At 58.9% G+C, this 14,912-nt stretch carries 12 protein-coding genes; 3 read left to right on the top strand and 9 right to left on the bottom strand.

Annotation, left to right across the window (positions count from 1 at the left end):
* Position 1: 1 nt before the first annotated feature.
* Complete coding sequence (locus LB462_RS00455; protein WP_224505474.1) at positions 2-856, top strand: sugar phosphate isomerase/epimerase family protein; 855 nt, start codon at positions 2-4, stop codon at positions 854-856.
* Here LB462_RS00455 and LB462_RS00450 read toward each other — a convergent pair.
* The 4 genes from LB462_RS00450 to LB462_RS00435 are packed head-to-tail and all read right to left on the bottom strand — an operon-like array spanning position 849 to position 4,217.
* Positions 849-1,631, bottom strand: coding sequence for an ABC transporter ATP-binding protein (locus LB462_RS00450; RefSeq protein WP_224505473.1), 783 nt, complete (start codon positions 1,629-1,631; stop codon positions 849-851). The genes LB462_RS00455 and LB462_RS00450 overlap by 8 nt on opposite strands.
* On the bottom strand, positions 1,628-2,428 hold the full coding sequence (locus LB462_RS00445; protein WP_224505472.1) for an ABC transporter ATP-binding protein: 801 nt from the start codon (positions 2,426-2,428) through the stop codon (positions 1,628-1,630). The genes LB462_RS00450 and LB462_RS00445 overlap by 4 nt, the downstream gene beginning before the upstream one ends.
* Positions 2,425-3,240 (bottom strand): ABC transporter permease, encoded by an 816-nt coding sequence (locus tag LB462_RS00440; RefSeq protein WP_224505471.1) that lies wholly within the window; start codon positions 3,238-3,240, stop codon positions 2,425-2,427. Before LB462_RS00440 ends, LB462_RS00445 begins: the two co-directional genes overlap by 4 nt.
* Positions 3,237-4,217, bottom strand: coding sequence for an ABC transporter permease (locus LB462_RS00435; protein ID WP_224505470.1), 981 nt, complete (start codon positions 4,215-4,217; stop codon positions 3,237-3,239). The genes LB462_RS00440 and LB462_RS00435 overlap by 4 nt, the downstream gene beginning before the upstream one ends.
* 103 nt (positions 4,218-4,320) lie before the next feature.
* On the opposite strand from LB462_RS00435, the gene LB462_RS00430 reads away from it, so the two are divergent.
* Positions 4,321-4,563: a type II toxin-antitoxin system Phd/YefM family antitoxin gene (locus tag LB462_RS00430; RefSeq protein ID WP_224506011.1), complete on the top strand. Its 243-nt coding sequence runs from the start codon at positions 4,321-4,323 to the stop codon at positions 4,561-4,563.
* On the top strand, positions 4,563-4,997 hold the full coding sequence (locus LB462_RS00425; protein ID WP_224506010.1) for a PIN domain-containing protein: 435 nt from the start codon (positions 4,563-4,565) through the stop codon (positions 4,995-4,997). The genes LB462_RS00430 and LB462_RS00425 overlap by 1 nt, the downstream gene beginning before the upstream one ends.
* A 7-nt stretch (positions 4,998-5,004) precedes the next feature.
* Here the strand turns inward: LB462_RS00425 and LB462_RS00420 are convergent, their stop codons facing one another.
* The 5 genes from LB462_RS00420 to LB462_RS00400 form a co-directional block, all read right to left on the bottom strand.
* Positions 5,005-6,621 (bottom strand): ABC transporter substrate-binding protein, encoded by a 1,617-nt coding sequence (locus LB462_RS00420; RefSeq protein ID WP_224505469.1) that lies wholly within the window; start codon positions 6,619-6,621, stop codon positions 5,005-5,007.
* Positions 6,622-6,634: 13 nt separating this feature from the next.
* A complete protein-coding gene (gene ppaT / locus LB462_RS00415; protein ID WP_224505468.1) occupies positions 6,635-7,801 on the bottom strand; it encodes a pyridoxamine--pyruvate transaminase in 1,167 nt (388 codons plus the stop codon).
* 171 nt (positions 7,802-7,972) lie between these two features.
* A complete protein-coding gene (locus LB462_RS00410) occupies positions 7,973-8,851 on the bottom strand; it encodes a transglutaminase family protein (RefSeq protein WP_224505467.1) in 879 nt (292 codons plus the stop codon).
* 238 nt (positions 8,852-9,089) lie between these two features.
* Positions 9,090-11,492, bottom strand: a complete 2,403-nt coding sequence (locus LB462_RS00405; protein ID WP_224505466.1) for a circularly permuted type 2 ATP-grasp protein — start codon at positions 11,490-11,492, stop codon at positions 9,090-9,092.
* A gap of 22 nt (positions 11,493-11,514) precedes the next feature.
* Positions 11,515-14,850, bottom strand: a complete 3,336-nt coding sequence (locus LB462_RS00400; RefSeq protein ID WP_224505465.1) for a transglutaminase family protein — start codon at positions 14,848-14,850, stop codon at positions 11,515-11,517.
* Positions 14,851-14,912 lie beyond the last annotated feature (62 nt).

The raw sequence follows: 14,912 nt of genomic DNA, 5'->3' as shown, positions 1-14,912 counted from the left end.
AATGTCTGTTCACGGATTTGGCGTTCACACCAGCATGTGGACGATGAACTGGGACCGCGCCGGTGCCGAAAAAGCCATTGCGGCAGCGGTGAAATACAAGATGGATTTCATCGAGATTGCGCTGCTCAACGCTCCCGCCGTCGATGCAGCGCATACACGCGCGCTTTTGGACAAGCACGAACTGCCGGCCGTCTGCTCGCTCGGTCTGCCTGAATCCGCCTGGGCATCCGTTCGTCCGGATGCTGCAATCGAACATCTGCGGGTAGCCATCGATAAGACCGCCGAAATGGGCGCTGTCGCGCTGTCAGGCGTCATCTTCGGCGGCATCGGCGAACGAACAGGCGTGCCGCCCACGGAAGGCGAATATGAGAACATCGCACGGGTGCTCACCGCGGCGGCGAAACGCGCCAAGACACTCGGCATCGAGCTTGGCGTAGAGGCGGTCAACCGCTATGAAAACCATTTGATCAATACCGGCTGGCAGGCGGTGCAGATGATCGAGCGCGTTGGTGCCGACAACATCTTCGTCCACCTCGATACGTATCACATGAATATTGAGGAAAAGGGCGCTGCCAATGGCATTCTCGACGCGCGCGAACACCTGAAATACATCCACCTTTCCGAGAGCGACCGCGGAACGCCGGGTTACGGCAACTGTCCGTGGGACGAGATTTATGCGGCGCTCGCGGCCATAGGCTTCAAGGGCGGACTAGCCATGGAAAGCTTCATCAATATGCCGCCGGAAGTTGCCTACGGCCTGGCGGTGTGGCGCCCCGTTGCCAAGGATGAGGCAGAAGTCATGGGCAATGGCTTGCCCTTCCTGCGCAACAAGGCGGAGCAGTACGGTCTCATCTGATCAATCGGGGGACAGCCTCGATCAAAACCCGCGTCGCTTCTGCTTGTGGCGCGGCAAGCACCCCTTCGGTGGTGCCGTTTTCGACGATACGCCCCTCATCCATGACGATCATCCGGTCGGCGAACGCCCGCACGACGGCAAGGTCGTGTGAAATGAAGAGATAGGCGACCCCCGTCTCATCCTGCAGATCGAGAAGAAGGTTGAGGATTTGCGCCCGTACTGAAACGTCGAGTGCCGAGACAGGTTCGTCGAGCACGATGAGATCAGGCTTGGTCAGCATTGCCCGGGCGACAGCGACTCGTTGGCGCTGGCCACCGGAAAGTTCGAGTGGCAAACGTTGTTTGAATTCGGTGCCAAGGCCAACACGTTCGAGAATCGCATCAATGGATGCGTCAAAGTCCTTTGGTTCGGCAAGTCCATGGATCCGCAAAGGGTCTTCCAGAATGCGGCGGACACTGGCGCGCGGATTAAACGCAGCCAGCGCATCCTGAAACACCATCTGGAACTGGGGACGCATGCGCCGCAGGGGCTCGCCATGCAACCGCGTGATATCCCGGCCATGAAGTTGGATCGAACCCGCCTCGGGGTTTGCAAGACGCATGATCAGCCGCGCCAGTGTCGTCTTGCCGGAACCCGAAGCGCCAACGATCGCCAAGGTCTCACCTTGCGCGATCTCGAAAGTCACATCCTTCAGCCCTGCCGCGCCACGATCGCCAAAGCGCTTGGCAAGATTGTTGACCTCCAATACCGGCAGTGCACGCGAAGTTTCCGTCATTGCAGCTCGCTCGCATCGATTTCGGCAAGCCGCTTGCGCCGTGGTGTATCTAGCCCGATATGCGTGCCGATCAAAGCTTTCGTATAAGGATGCTCTGGCTGGCCAAGCACCTTGGCCGCCGAACCGAACTCCACCAACCTGCCGTTGTAAAGCACGGCAATCTCGTCGGCCCGCTCTGAAGCCAGCGCGATATCGTGCGTGACGAACAGCAGCGTCAGGCCACTATCGCGCACCAGTTCATCGAGCAGATTGACGATGTGTCTCTGGACGACCGTGTCGAGAGCACTGGTTGGCTCGTCGGCGATCAACAGTGAGGGATTGCCCGCCAAGGCAGCGGCAAGCGCGATGCGTTGCTTTTGTCCACCGGAGAAGTCATGCGGATAGCTGTTGAGCCGCGCCAGCGCTTTCGGGATGCGCACACGCTCAAGTAGCTCCACCGCCCTGACGCGCGCCGATATCCAGCCTGTGCCCTCATGTGTCATCACCACTTCGGCGATCTGGTCGCCTATATTCATCACCGGGTCGAGACTGCCGCTCGGGTCCTGAAACAGCACGCCAATGTCCTTGCCGAGCTTTGGCGCATGCGAGAATCCTGGAAATTCTATTGCACCCTCTGTTCTTGCCGATTTGGGCAGAAGCCCGGCAATGGCCATGGCGAGCGTGGACTTTCCCGAGCCGCTCTCGCCAATGACCGCCAGCCTACCCCCCTTGGCAAAATCGAGAGACACGTCCTGCAAGGCGGCGGTCCGATCATAGTTCACACAAAGATTCCGGACACGCAGATAAGTCTCTGTCATGGCTGCAATCTTTCGGTCCGTGACAGCCCTCGCCCAAGCAAATGTACGCCCAGAACAGTGACCACCAGAGCGATACCCGGAACGATTGAAAGATATGGCGCCGCCCGCAAGACTGTGCGGCCCTCGGCGATCATGCTGCCCCACGTCACTCGGTTAGGGTCACCGAAACCGAGAAACGACAGTGCAGCCTCGATGAGAATCGCGGCGGCGACGGAAATGGCCGCAAGCGATGCCGTTGGTCCGAAGGCGTTGGGAAGCACTTCGCGAAAGGCTATTTCGAGCGGGCGCATGCCGAGTGTGCGCGCTGCGGCAACAAAATCGCGCTCGTGCAGTGACAGCACCTCGGCCCGCGTTACGCGGGCTGCCTGTGTCCAGGTTCCAAGGCTGATGGCGAAGATCAGCGTCGGAACGCTTGGGCCAGTGACGCTGATTGCTGCAAGTGCCAATAGGAATGCCGGCACAGTCTGGAAAGCTTCGGTGATGCGCATCAGCACCGTGTCGGCAAAACCACCCAAATATCCGGCAAGCGTGCCAACGACGCTGCCGATAACCAATGCGACAGCCGCAGAGAAGCAGGCGACCAGCAGTGTCGTGCGCGTGCCATGCAACAGTCCGGCAAACACGTCGCGGCCAAGGCGATCGGTACCAAGTATGTGCGCACCGGATGCGAAGGGGCGCAGCATGGGCTCGCCGGTAATCGCCAGCGGATCGCCCGGTGCGATCCATGGCGCCAGCAACGCCATGAGGAGGAGAACCGCGAGCACGGCCGCACCTGCCCGTCCCTCCCAGTTGAGCATCCGCCAAAACGTCATCGCCCAACCCTTACGCGCGGATCAAGCTTGCCATAGGCGAGATCGACGAGGAGATTGACGATGATCACGGTGATGGCACTGCACAGGATGACCCCGAGTAACAGCGGCGTATCGCGGCGCGCCACTGCTTCTGCCGCCAATCGGCCGAAGCCCGGAATAGCAAACACACTCTCCACCACGACGCTGCCCCCAAGCATCGCCGCCGCCTGCAAGCCAAGCATTGTAATGACAGGCAAGACTGCATTGCGCGCCACATGCCGCCAAACGATCCGCCCCCTGCTCAATCCACGCGCTTTCAGTGCCTTGACGAAAGGATCGCGCCAGATCTCGCTCATCCGGTCGCGCATCAAGCGTAGATAGAGGGCGAGGTAGACCATGGCGAGCGAGGCAACCGGCAGGATCAGATGCGCGCCGATATCAGCCATGCGTGCAAGACCTGTCTTCCCGGACGCGACTGATTCAATGCCGCCGATCGGCAGCCAGCGCAGATCCACGGCAAAGATCACGATGAGCACCAGACCTAGCCAGAAGCCCGGAACCGCATAAAGTGCGAGCGAACCGGTCGACAAAAAGCGGTCGCGAAACGATCCAGGATTTGCCCCGGCGACCACGCCGAGCAGCGACCCGATGAAGAAGGCCAGCGCCGTGGCCACGCCCATGAGCATCAATGTGACGGGCAAGCGTTCCAATATGACCGAGGCAACTGGCCGTTCGAAGGCGGTGGACCAGCCAAGATCGCCTTGGGCGAGCGCCGATGCGTAGGCCTTGAAGCGGTAAGCTGGCCCTTGGTCTAGGCCCCATTCCTGGCGCAGTTGTGCAATCTGTTCCGCATCCATGCTGCCGGATCGCGCCACATAGGAATCCACCGCATCGCCGGAAGCAGCCTCAAGCAGGAGGAAGCTCCCAACCAGCACCACCGCGAGAACCGGAAGCGCCGTTGCGAGACGTCTCAGGAAAAAGGAAACGAGAGGCGGCAAGGAGAACTCCGGCGTCAGATGAAGCTTTTGATGTTCCCGCAACTTGTCCCTGTCAACAGAAATATATATAATGACTACCTATAGTTATATGAAGGGTATTGCCATGAAAGAAATCCAGCTGAAAGATGCGAAGGCGACCTTGTCTGCCGTTGTCGATCAGGCTGTTGCCGGAGAGCCATCCGTGATCACGCGCCATGGACGAAAGGAAGCTGTTGTGGTTGCGTTCGATGAGTGGCAAAGAATTTCCCAAGTGCCCAGTTTCGCAGACCTACTGTTGGCCTTTCCAGGCGAACCGAGTGACATTCCCGAACGCAACAAGGTACCCGGGCGGAATGCCGATCTGTGATGTTTCTCGTCGACACGAACATCATTTCTGCCGACGCCCCGACCAAACGCATGGCCGAGTCGAGGTTCATTGCGTGGATGCAGCATATGGACGCGCGGCTTTACACATCGGCCGTGACCATCGCCGAAATCGAACGTGGTATTGCCCGCCTCGATCGAATCGAGGCCACAGCCAAAGCAGACAGGCTACGCACATGGCTATTCGCAGTTGAACGGCTCTATGCCGGTCGGATTTTGTCATTTGATGTTGAAGCTGCGCGACACGCCGGGAAGATAATGGACCGCTCCAGAGGTCATGCGGTGGGCTTTGCCGACATCGCTATCGCATCCATCGCTGCGGCCAACAACATGACGGTACTGACAGCGAATACAAAAGATTTCGGCCCACTCGGTGTCCGATTTCTCAATCCGTTTATGGATGATCTACCCGTCTGAGAACGGATTACCCCTTCAACCACACATCCGACCAGTTTGAAACCGCCCAGCGCGGATTGTTCGATACGTTCTGCACGCTGTCGCGCGCCACGGTGATGAAGGAGAATTCGGCGACATTGATCAGCGGCAGGTCCTCGGCCACCTTCTTCTGCAACTCTTTGTAAAGCCCGGCGCGCTTGTCGGCATCGATCTCGGAGGCGGCATCCTTGATCAGCTTGTCGACTTCCGCGTTTGCATAACCATACTGGTTGGAGAAAGGCACACCCGCTGGCAGACCGCTTTCGAACAGGATCGTCGTCGAGATCGCCGGATCGGACCGATAGACCGGCGTCGCGACGGTAATGTCGAAATCATGGTCCGTATAGACCGCCTTCAGATGCGCAGGGGTGTCGTTGCTGACGATCTGCGCATCGATGCCGATCTTGGCCAGCGCCTGCCGAAGATAATCGCCGAACTGCTTGGTTTCATTGAAGAAGGGTGCCGGCAATAACTTCAGTTTGAAGCGGTTGCCGTCCGCACCGCGTTTGTAGCCAGCCTCATCCAGCAATGCCTCCGCTTTGGCCGGATCGAAAGCGTACTTCGTCACATCGGGTTCGAAGAATGTCTTGTCGTAGGCTGGCACCGGTCCCGTCGAGGACTTCGCGTAGCCAAGGAAGATCGTCTTGACGACAAAATCATGATCGATCGCATGCGCCAGCGCCTGACGCACCTTGACGTCAGCGAGTTCCTTGCGGCGATGGTTGATTTCGACAATCAACTGATAGGTAAGTCCTTCATAACCGTTGGAGTAGACCTTCAGCCCCGGCACCTTGGAGATGCGTTCGAGGTCCGCGAGCGGAACAGCGGAGAATGCAGCCAGCTGGATCTCCTCGGCTTCGAGCGCATTGCCTGCCGCCGCGCGGTCCGGCAAGAACTGATAGACAATCTCGTCGAGGAGCGGCTCGTCTTGTCGCCAATAGGCGTCATTGCGCTTCAGCAGGTAATATTCACCAGGTTTGTATTCGCCGAACTTGAATGGCCCGGTGCCGACCAGTTTTTGATTGGCAGGATTCTTGGCAATATCCGTGCCCTCATAAAGGTGCTTCGGCACGACTGATGTGACCACAGGCAGGGCGTTGCGGACTAGCTGGAATGGCGTCGGTTGGGAAAATTTGAAGACAACGGTGTGATCGTCCGGCGTCTCGACACTTTCGAGGTTCTTGAACACCACCCGCCCCAGATTTTGCAACTTCTTCCAGACTTCCAGCGCGGAAAACGCCACATCCGCCGAGGTGAATGGCTTGCCATCGTGCCAGGTAACGCCTTCGCGCAGCTTGAAGGTCGCGGTACGTCCGTCGGCCGATCCTTCCCAAGAAACAGCGAGACGCGGGGCAAGCCCATCCTGTCCTTCGTAGGATTGTTCGGCCAGCGGCTCGATGACCTTGCTGGCGACGAAGAACACACCATTTGAAGCGACGATGGCGGGATTGAGGTTTGCCGGTTCGCTATCCCCGGCAACGACGAGACGCCCGCCTTTGACAGGTGTAGCAGTCTGCGCACGAGCCCATTTGGGCAAAACCATCATCGCTCCGACGCTCGCGGTCGTCGCGAGAAAACTGCGCCTGTTCAACAGGATACGGGACATTGTTGCAATCCTCTCAATCAGCAAAAAATGGTTCGGATAGAATCCCGCTCAAGGCGGCAATGAATTGTCGGGCGAAGTCAGGCTGTGCCGAAGCGCCCATATGGCCAACACGGAGCACCTTGCCCGCTGTCTCCCCGCGCCCGAGCGAGACAAGAATGCCATGGTCGTGCAACAGGCGATCGCGCAGCGCCACGTCGCTGATGTTTTCCGGCACCTTGAAAACGGTCGCCGTCGGAGAACAGAAAGCTTCGTCCTTTGGCCACAAGGGCAGCCCAAGCTCGAACAGGCCCTTTCGCGTGATCGCCGCGGTCAGCGCATGGCGGGCCCACACGTTTTCGGGGCCCTCCTCCACATGGCGGTCGAGCGCGGCGTTCAGCGCATAAATCTCGGCAATGGACGGCGTAACCGGAAAAGGCTTTCCGGGCTCCGATGCATCCTTCCAGACAAGGAGACTGAGGAATGAGCCCATTGGCGCGTCCGGATTGGTTTCGATCTTTTGCCAGGCGCGCGCGCTCAACGCAATCAGGCTCAATCCCGGCGTGCTGCCAAGACATTTCGACGGCGACGTGATGAAGATATCGGCATGCGCATCCTGTGGATGCACGTTCATGCCGCCGAAGGATGACACGGCATCGACAATGAGGCAGGCGCCATGCTCGGCGACCACCGCCCCGATTTCGTTCAAAGGATTGAGCGTGCCGGACGGCGTATCGTGGTGGCATACCGCCACAACCGAGATATCGGGCCGCTTTCTCAATGCCTCGCGAATAGCCTGCGGATCGATGACATCATCATAGGGTACAGCGAGTTCGATGACTTCCTTGCCATAGCGTGATGCCCAGATGGCAAAACCTTTGCCGTAAGCGCCGGAAACAAGATTAAGGACGACATCGCTTTTCGAAATCAACGCGCCTGCCGCCGCCTCGATACCTAGAATAGCCTCACCCTGCATGATCACCGGCGCAGTATCGCAGCGAAGCGCCTGTCGCAGCTTTTCGGTGACGTCCGCATAGAAGATTTGAAATGCCGGGTGATAGTCATAGAGCACCGGCGATCCCAGCGCCGCAAGGACTTCAGGATAGGCAGGAACGGGACCAGTGGTCAGCATCAGGGCCGGAATGGGAAGCATGGTGCAGACCATATTCTCGGGATTTCCAGAAACCAAGAAAAACCGTTTCAATCATCCTATCCGGTCAGCAAATTCATTGTGCGTGGTTCGACAAGCTCACCATAAGGGATGCTGCGTATGGCAGGGAGATCTACACTGCAACGTCACCGGTTGGCTTGCAAACCAGCCCACCTTCCTCATGGTGAGCTTGTCGAACCACGCACAGCAGCATTGCGCTCAATTTCACTCCAGCGGGATCACATCGACAGACTGCTTCCCCTTTTGCGAGCCGCTTGTCTTGAGCACGCCCACAATGGGTGACACATCGGAGTAGTCGCGGCCATAGCCAATGGTAATGTGATCGTTCCCCGCAACCATATTGTTGGTCGGATCCAATTCCTGCCATCCGGCTTCCCGTCCGCACCATGCGCGCACCCACGCGTGCATCGCGTCAGCACCCTCCAGCCGCTCCTTGCCCGGCCGCGGGATTGTTCGCAGAAAACCGCTGACGTAACCGGCCGGAATGCCCAGTCCGCGCAGCCCTGCAATCATCACGTGGCTGAAATCCTGGCACACACCCGCCTTCAGATCGAATGCCTGGCGCGCGGTCGTGCGCACGTCTGTCGCGTCACCGTCATAGGTGAAGTCCGCATGGATGCGCTTGTTGAGATCATTGACCACTTCCATCACCGTCCGCGCATCGACAAGGCTTTGCGCGGCGTAGGCCGTGATATCCGGGTCGATCGCTGCATGAGCGCTCGTGGCCAGGAAATGGTGCGGCGCATCGGCGGCAATCGACCAGACGCTGCGTATCTCCTTCCGAAGTCCGGCAAGATCGGGCGAAACATCGAGCATATTCTGCGGCCGCGTCACATTCACCCGTGCCATCATCGTCACATCCAGCGTCTCGTGCGGATTGCGATAGACGATCGAGGTCACGCTGGTGGAGAAAAAGTCCGTAAATTCGGAGCGCTCCGCCGAAACCGGATCGAACGAAAGGCTGGAAGCGACAATGCGTTGAATGCCGGGCATCGCCTGCGGCATGACCCGGACGTGGTGCCGCCCACCCGCAGCAGACCGCTCGTAATCGTAGTGAAGATGAAGGCGGATATTGTAGAGCATGTACCTGTTTTCTTGCCTTTAGAAGTAGTTGATCGAGAGCGCCGATTATCTCCCCCCTTGTGGGGGAGAAAGCGATTTCAGCATCTTAGCCCTTGCTAAGTGCTAGAAATCGCCAGAGAGGGGGTTTGCCTCACTGAACTACCCTCTCTTGGATTTTCCAAGGATTTAGCAAAGAGGCTAAATCCAGGAAAATCCTTTCTCTCCCGCAAGGGGAGAGATAACCAGCACTCTCACACTCTCACGCGAAATAGGTGTCGGAAATCATGTTGGAAAGATTGCCCAATTCGAATTCTATTGTCTCGAGCTTTTCAGGCGTGAGGTCGTTTGCCTCCATAATCGCAAGCTCCGTATGCAGACGCAGCACTTCCTTGGAAAATACAGGCATGTGGGTGTCCGTATCGCGCGCGGGCAGCAGACCAAACTCCGTCTTAAGCGCGTCAAGCTGGAAGATGATCGAGCGCGGATTGAGCGGATCGAGCCCCAGAAGGTCGAGCACGCTGAGACGGCCCGAATAGACGCTGTACTGGCGCCGATGGGTCATGACACTGTCGCCGATCTCGAGCAGCATTTCCAGCGCACCCTCGGCCGCATCATCCCGCGACAGCGTCGCCAGAATGCGCGTCATCTGGATGCCACGCTCCAGGCGGCGGCCGATTTCGAGGAAGCGCCATCCTGTGAAACGATACATGTTTTCATGCACAAGGCCGGAGAACCCGGCAAGCTTGCGCAGGATAATCGTCATGGCACGCGTGGCGTCATCGCCCGGCGAAACTGCATCGTTAAAACGGTGAATCGTCTTGGACAGGTCGCGCAATGCCAGCCAGCCATCGGGTGAGAAGCGGTCACGGACGCGGCCTGCGCTGAGCATGGCGCCGTCAATGGAGCGCTGTAATCCCTTTGGAATTGCCGTATCTAGATTGACGCCAAGCGGTTTCAGGTAAGCGCGCATTTCCACTAGCAGCGGAATTTCCATGTTGGCCGCTTCGGCATAGCGTGCATGGCAGGCGCGCAGGATCCGCGCCGTTCCTTCAGCGCGTTCTATATAGCGTCCCATCCACATCAAATTTTCGGCAGCGCGGCTAGGTAGCGTGCCCGGCACATTACGCCGGAATGTGTCATCCTCGCGTGGCAGCAATGTATCCTTGGGCACGGATCCACTGCTGGTAATCCAGACGTCGGCGGCCTGTCCACCCCGCTGCATGGCAATAGCCGCCGTGTCCATCGTGCGTCCGACCCGGGCAAAGCCGCCGGGCATGAAGCTCCAGCCGTCCTTGTGGCGTGCCGCAAAAACGCGCAGCACGAATGGCCGCGGTTCCAGCTTGCCATTGACATAAACCGGCGTGGTCGAAAGCTTGACTTTTTCCTGGCCGACCAGTCCGCGCCCATCCTTCTCCAGCCGGGCGAGAAGCGCAGCCTTCGCATCGGCATCGAGCGATGAGCCAAGCATTGTCGCGTCCACATCCTCGAAAGGAAGACGCGTCGAAAGTGCCGGGCCAACCATCATCTGGTCGAGCCGGTCCATGACATGCTTACGTTCCTTTTCCTGCCCGCACCACCACGTGGCGATGCTCGGCAGCGCGAGATCGCGATTATGCAAGGCTTTGGAAATTGCCGGCAGAAACGCTAGCAGCGCACGCGTTTCGAGTATTCCGGAGCCGAGCGCGTTGACCAGCGAGACCGATTGCTGACGGAGTGCGCCGACAATGCCGGGCGTGCCGATCCACGAGTCGGTTTTAAGCTCGAGCGGGTCCATATATGCGGCATCCATCCGCCGCCATAGAACGTCGATAGGCTTGAGACCGGAGACAGTGCGCACCATCACCCTGCCCTTGCTGACTGTCAGGTCATCGCCTTCCAGAAGCATGAAGCCGAGATACCGGGCAATATAGGCATGTTCGAAATAGGTCTCGTTGTTGGGTCCAGGTGTCAGGATCGCGGCACGTCCCTGTGGATCGGTGACGAGGCTCTGCAGCGAATCGCGGAAATCCTTGAAGAACCCCGCTAGACGGTGCACGTTCATGGCGCCGGAAATATCCGAAAGTGCGCGTGTCGTCGCCACCCTGTTTTCGAGCGCGAAACCGGCACCGGAAGCGGCTTGGGTGCGATCACCCAGCACCCACCACCGGCCATCAGGCGCACGCCCAAGTTCGAATGCGCAGAAATGCAGGAAATGGCCGCTCGCCGGTTTTACGCCTGCCAGCGGATGCAGGAATTCCGGATTGGACGCAATAAGGTCAGGCGGCAATACTCCATCGCGGATCAACTTGGTCTCACCATAGATATCCGCGACGATCTCCTCCAGGAGGTCGGCTCGCTGTGTGAGACCGGCAGTGATTGTCTGCCAATCCGCCTCATTGATCAGAATCGGTATATGCGCCAGCGGCCACTCGCGTTCCTGCGTGCCGTTCTCATCGTAGACGCGGTAAAACACACCGGCATCGAGCAAGTACTGGTTGGCGCGGGCAAAACGCGTCGCGAGCTTTTCAGGACCAATCTGGTCGAGCGTATGGAGCAGCGTTTCCCAGCCAGGGCGCACCGCGCCCGATGGATCGATCATCTCATCGGCTACATCAGGCAGGGGCTTATAGCTTGCAAGCAGGCCGGTACTGACGAGGGACGGAGCTTGGCTCACCTTTGACATCGTCGCTTTTCGATACCTGTGTTCACACGCGTGGCCTTCGCAGATCAAGTGTCATTGGAAACTCCGCTGCGGGCTGTTCCCTTCTGAGCTCGTAAGCTCCGGCTGTGTGCCCGCGCGGCTCAAACCGGGTAAGCCTGCGTGCTTCCGCCTCGTTTGAATTCACCGGAAACGTATCATAGCTACGCCCGCCCGGATGTGCGACATGATAGACGCAACCGCCGATAGCACGTCCCGACCATTGATCGTAGAGGTCGAACACCAGCGGCGTATTGACCGGGATCATCGGGTGGAGACCGGATCGGGGCTGCCACGCCTTGTAGCGGACGCCGGCGACGGCCGTGCCTTGCACGTCGGTCATTTTCAGCGGTACTTCGCGACCATTGCAGGCGACGCTGTGGCGGGCAGGATTGAAGCCTTCGACCTTGACCTGAAGCCGCTCGACCGAGCTATCGACGAAACGCACCGTACCGCCAATCGCGCCCTGCTCTCCCATGACGTGCCAAGGCTCCAGCGCCTGGCGCAGTTCAAGCTTGACGCCTTCGTTCTCGATTTCGCCGCAGAATGGGAAGCGGAATTCAAGTTGCGCCTCGAACCATTCCGGGCGGAAATCAAAGCCGTTCTGGCGCAGATCGGCCAAAACATCCAGAAAGTCCTGCCAGACGAACGCCGGCAGCATGAAGCGGTCATGCAACGTGGTGCCCCAGCGCACAAAACTCCCCTCGATCGGCGTATTCCAGAACCGCGCGATCAATGCCCGCACCAGCAATTGCTGCGCGAGGCTCATACGGGCATTGGGCGGCATCTCGAATCCACGAAACTCGACCAAACCCAGCCTTCCGGTCGGACCATCGGGAGAAAACAGCTTGTCGATGCATATTTCCGAGCGATGCGTATTGCCCGTCACGTCGACCAGCAGATTGCGGAACAGGCGGTCGACGAGCCAAGGCAGTGGCGGCGTGCCCTTGCCGGGTAACGGCACTTGCGCCATGGCGATCTCGAGCTCGTAAAGACTGTCATGGCGCGCTTCATCGAATCGCGGCGCTTGGCTGGTCGGCCCGATAAACATCCCCGAGAACAGATACGACAGTGACGGGTGACGCTGCCAATGTAAAACGAGGCTTTTCAGCAGATCAGGCCGCCGCAGGAACGGGCTGTTGTTCGGTGTCTCGCCGCCGACCACCACGTGATTGCCGCCGCCTGTACCGGTATGGCGGCCGTCGATCATGAACTTGTCGGCTCCAAGCCGAGTCTGCCGCGCCTCTTCATAGATCGCCGTCGTTATCTCGACGCATTCGCGCCAGTTCGACGCCGGGTGGATATTCACCTCGATGACACCGGGATCTGGCGCAACGCGAATGACATTGATGCGAGGGTCCTGCGGAGGCCCGTAACCTTCGATATGGACCGGCAGGCCCAGGCTTGCCGCCGCAGCTTCCGCCGCGCCAACAAGTTCGAGATAGTCTTCCAGCGCCTCAACCGGCGGCATGAAAACGCTTAATCGGCCATTGCGCGGTTCAACCGAAATGGCCGTGCGCACCGCCCCGCCGATCTCACCGAGTTCCTGTTCGACACGCTCCTGTTGATTACCCTCGGCCGCGGTGAACGAGGCCACAGTCTGCGGCGCATCTCGGGGAGCGACTCCAGGCTGAGCAACCGAATCCGGCAGAGGGCCGCGCTCGACAGATGGGTCTACCGGCACGATAAACGGATATTCAGATGGGGGAACATGCGGCAAGGAGCCGAGCGGCAGGCGATAGCCAACGGGCGAATCACCCGGCACCAGAAAAAGCTTGCCACGGCGCGTCGTCCATTTTTCGCTGCGCCAGCGCGGACCCGTGGCAGCCTGGCTGTTCCAGCGCTGCACGGGGAGTACGAAACCTGTGGGTTCGGTCAGTCCGCGCTCGAAGACGCGGGCCATGCGACTGCGCTCTTCCGGGTCCTTAAGCTTGGAATTGGAGGGATCGACGTTGGCAGGCAGATTGCCTTCCTTGACGATCCATTCAGCCGGGTCTTCGTAGGCAGGTGTGACCATCTCGTTCTCGACCCCGAGCACCTCCGCCATGCCGGTCAGAAGCTTGCCCGCATCGTCCGGTTTAATCTTTGCCACGCTGTTCTCGGCTGCAATCAGATCCGGATTGACCCAGATCGGCTTGCCGTCCTTGCGCCAGTAGAGGGAGAACGTCCAGCGCGGAAGGCTTTCGCCGGGATACCACTTCCCCTGCCCGTAATGCAGGAACCCGCCCGGAGCGAAACGCTCGCGCAGGCGGCGTATGAGTTTGTCGGCCTTTTCGCGTTTGGTCGGGCCGACAGCATCGGTATTCCACTCGCCGGATTCGAAATCGTCGATCGATACGAATGTCGGCTCGCCGCCCATCGTCAGGCGCACGTCGCGCTCTTTGAGGAACGCGTCGACCTTTTCACCGAGTTCATCCAGCGCTGTCCACGATTCATCGGAGAATGGCTTGGTGATGCGCGGGTGTTCGGAGACGCGTGTAACACGCATATCGAAGCCGAATTCGACATTCGCGGGTTCTGCCATCCCCGAGATCGGCGCCGCATTGCGATAATGCGGCGTGGCAGCAAGCGGCACGTGGCTTTCGCCAGTCAAAAGACCGGATGTCGGATCAAGGCCGATCCAGCCGGCACCCGGCAGATAGACCTCGCACCAGGCATGGAGATCGGTGAAATCCTGGCTCGTGCCGGCGGGCCCGTCCAGCGAAACAAGATCGGGCTTCAACTGGATCAGGTAACCGGAAACAAACCGAGCAGCGAGACCTAAATGGCGTAACGCCTGCACCAGCAACCAGCTCGAATCACGGCAGGAGCCTGTACGCACGTCCAGCGTCACTTCCGGCTCCTGCACGCCGGTTTCCATTCGAATGACATAGCCAACTTCGCGCTGGATACGTGCATTGAGATCCACGACGAAATTCACGGTGTTTGTCGGAGTACGATCGACAGTCGCAAGAAAATTCGAGAGCAGCGGACCGATCGGGTCCGGTTTCAGATAGATCGACAGGTCATCTTTTATGTCGTCAGGGTAAGCGAAGGGCCAGGTCTCGGCGACGGGTTCTACGAAAAAGTCGAATGGATTGTAGACCGTCATGTCGGCGATGAGGTCGACTTCGATCTTGAGTTCCGTCACCGGCTCCGGGAAAACGAAGCGCGCCAGGAAATTGCCGTAGGGGTCCTGCTGCAGATTGACGAAATGATTGGCCGGACTGACCTTCAACGAATGGCTGAGAACTTTGGTCCGGGAATGAGGCGCAGGTTGCAGGCGGATCACTTGCGGCCCGAGCATGATCGGGCGGTCATATTTGTAATGGGTCAGATGATAGACTGCTGCGTGAATTGCCATGTCGCCTCAAATTTTTTTCTGAAATGCTTGTCCCCGAAGAACCGTAGCCTACTCCACGCCTT

The sequence above is a fragment of the Phyllobacterium chamaecytisi genome, assembly GCF_020164455.1.
GTDB classification, from domain to species: Bacteria; Pseudomonadota; Alphaproteobacteria; order Rhizobiales; family Rhizobiaceae; genus Phyllobacterium; species Phyllobacterium chamaecytisi.
The sequence above is the reverse complement of the archived record's forward strand: the minus strand, read 5'-3'. Positions and strand labels throughout refer to the sequence as shown.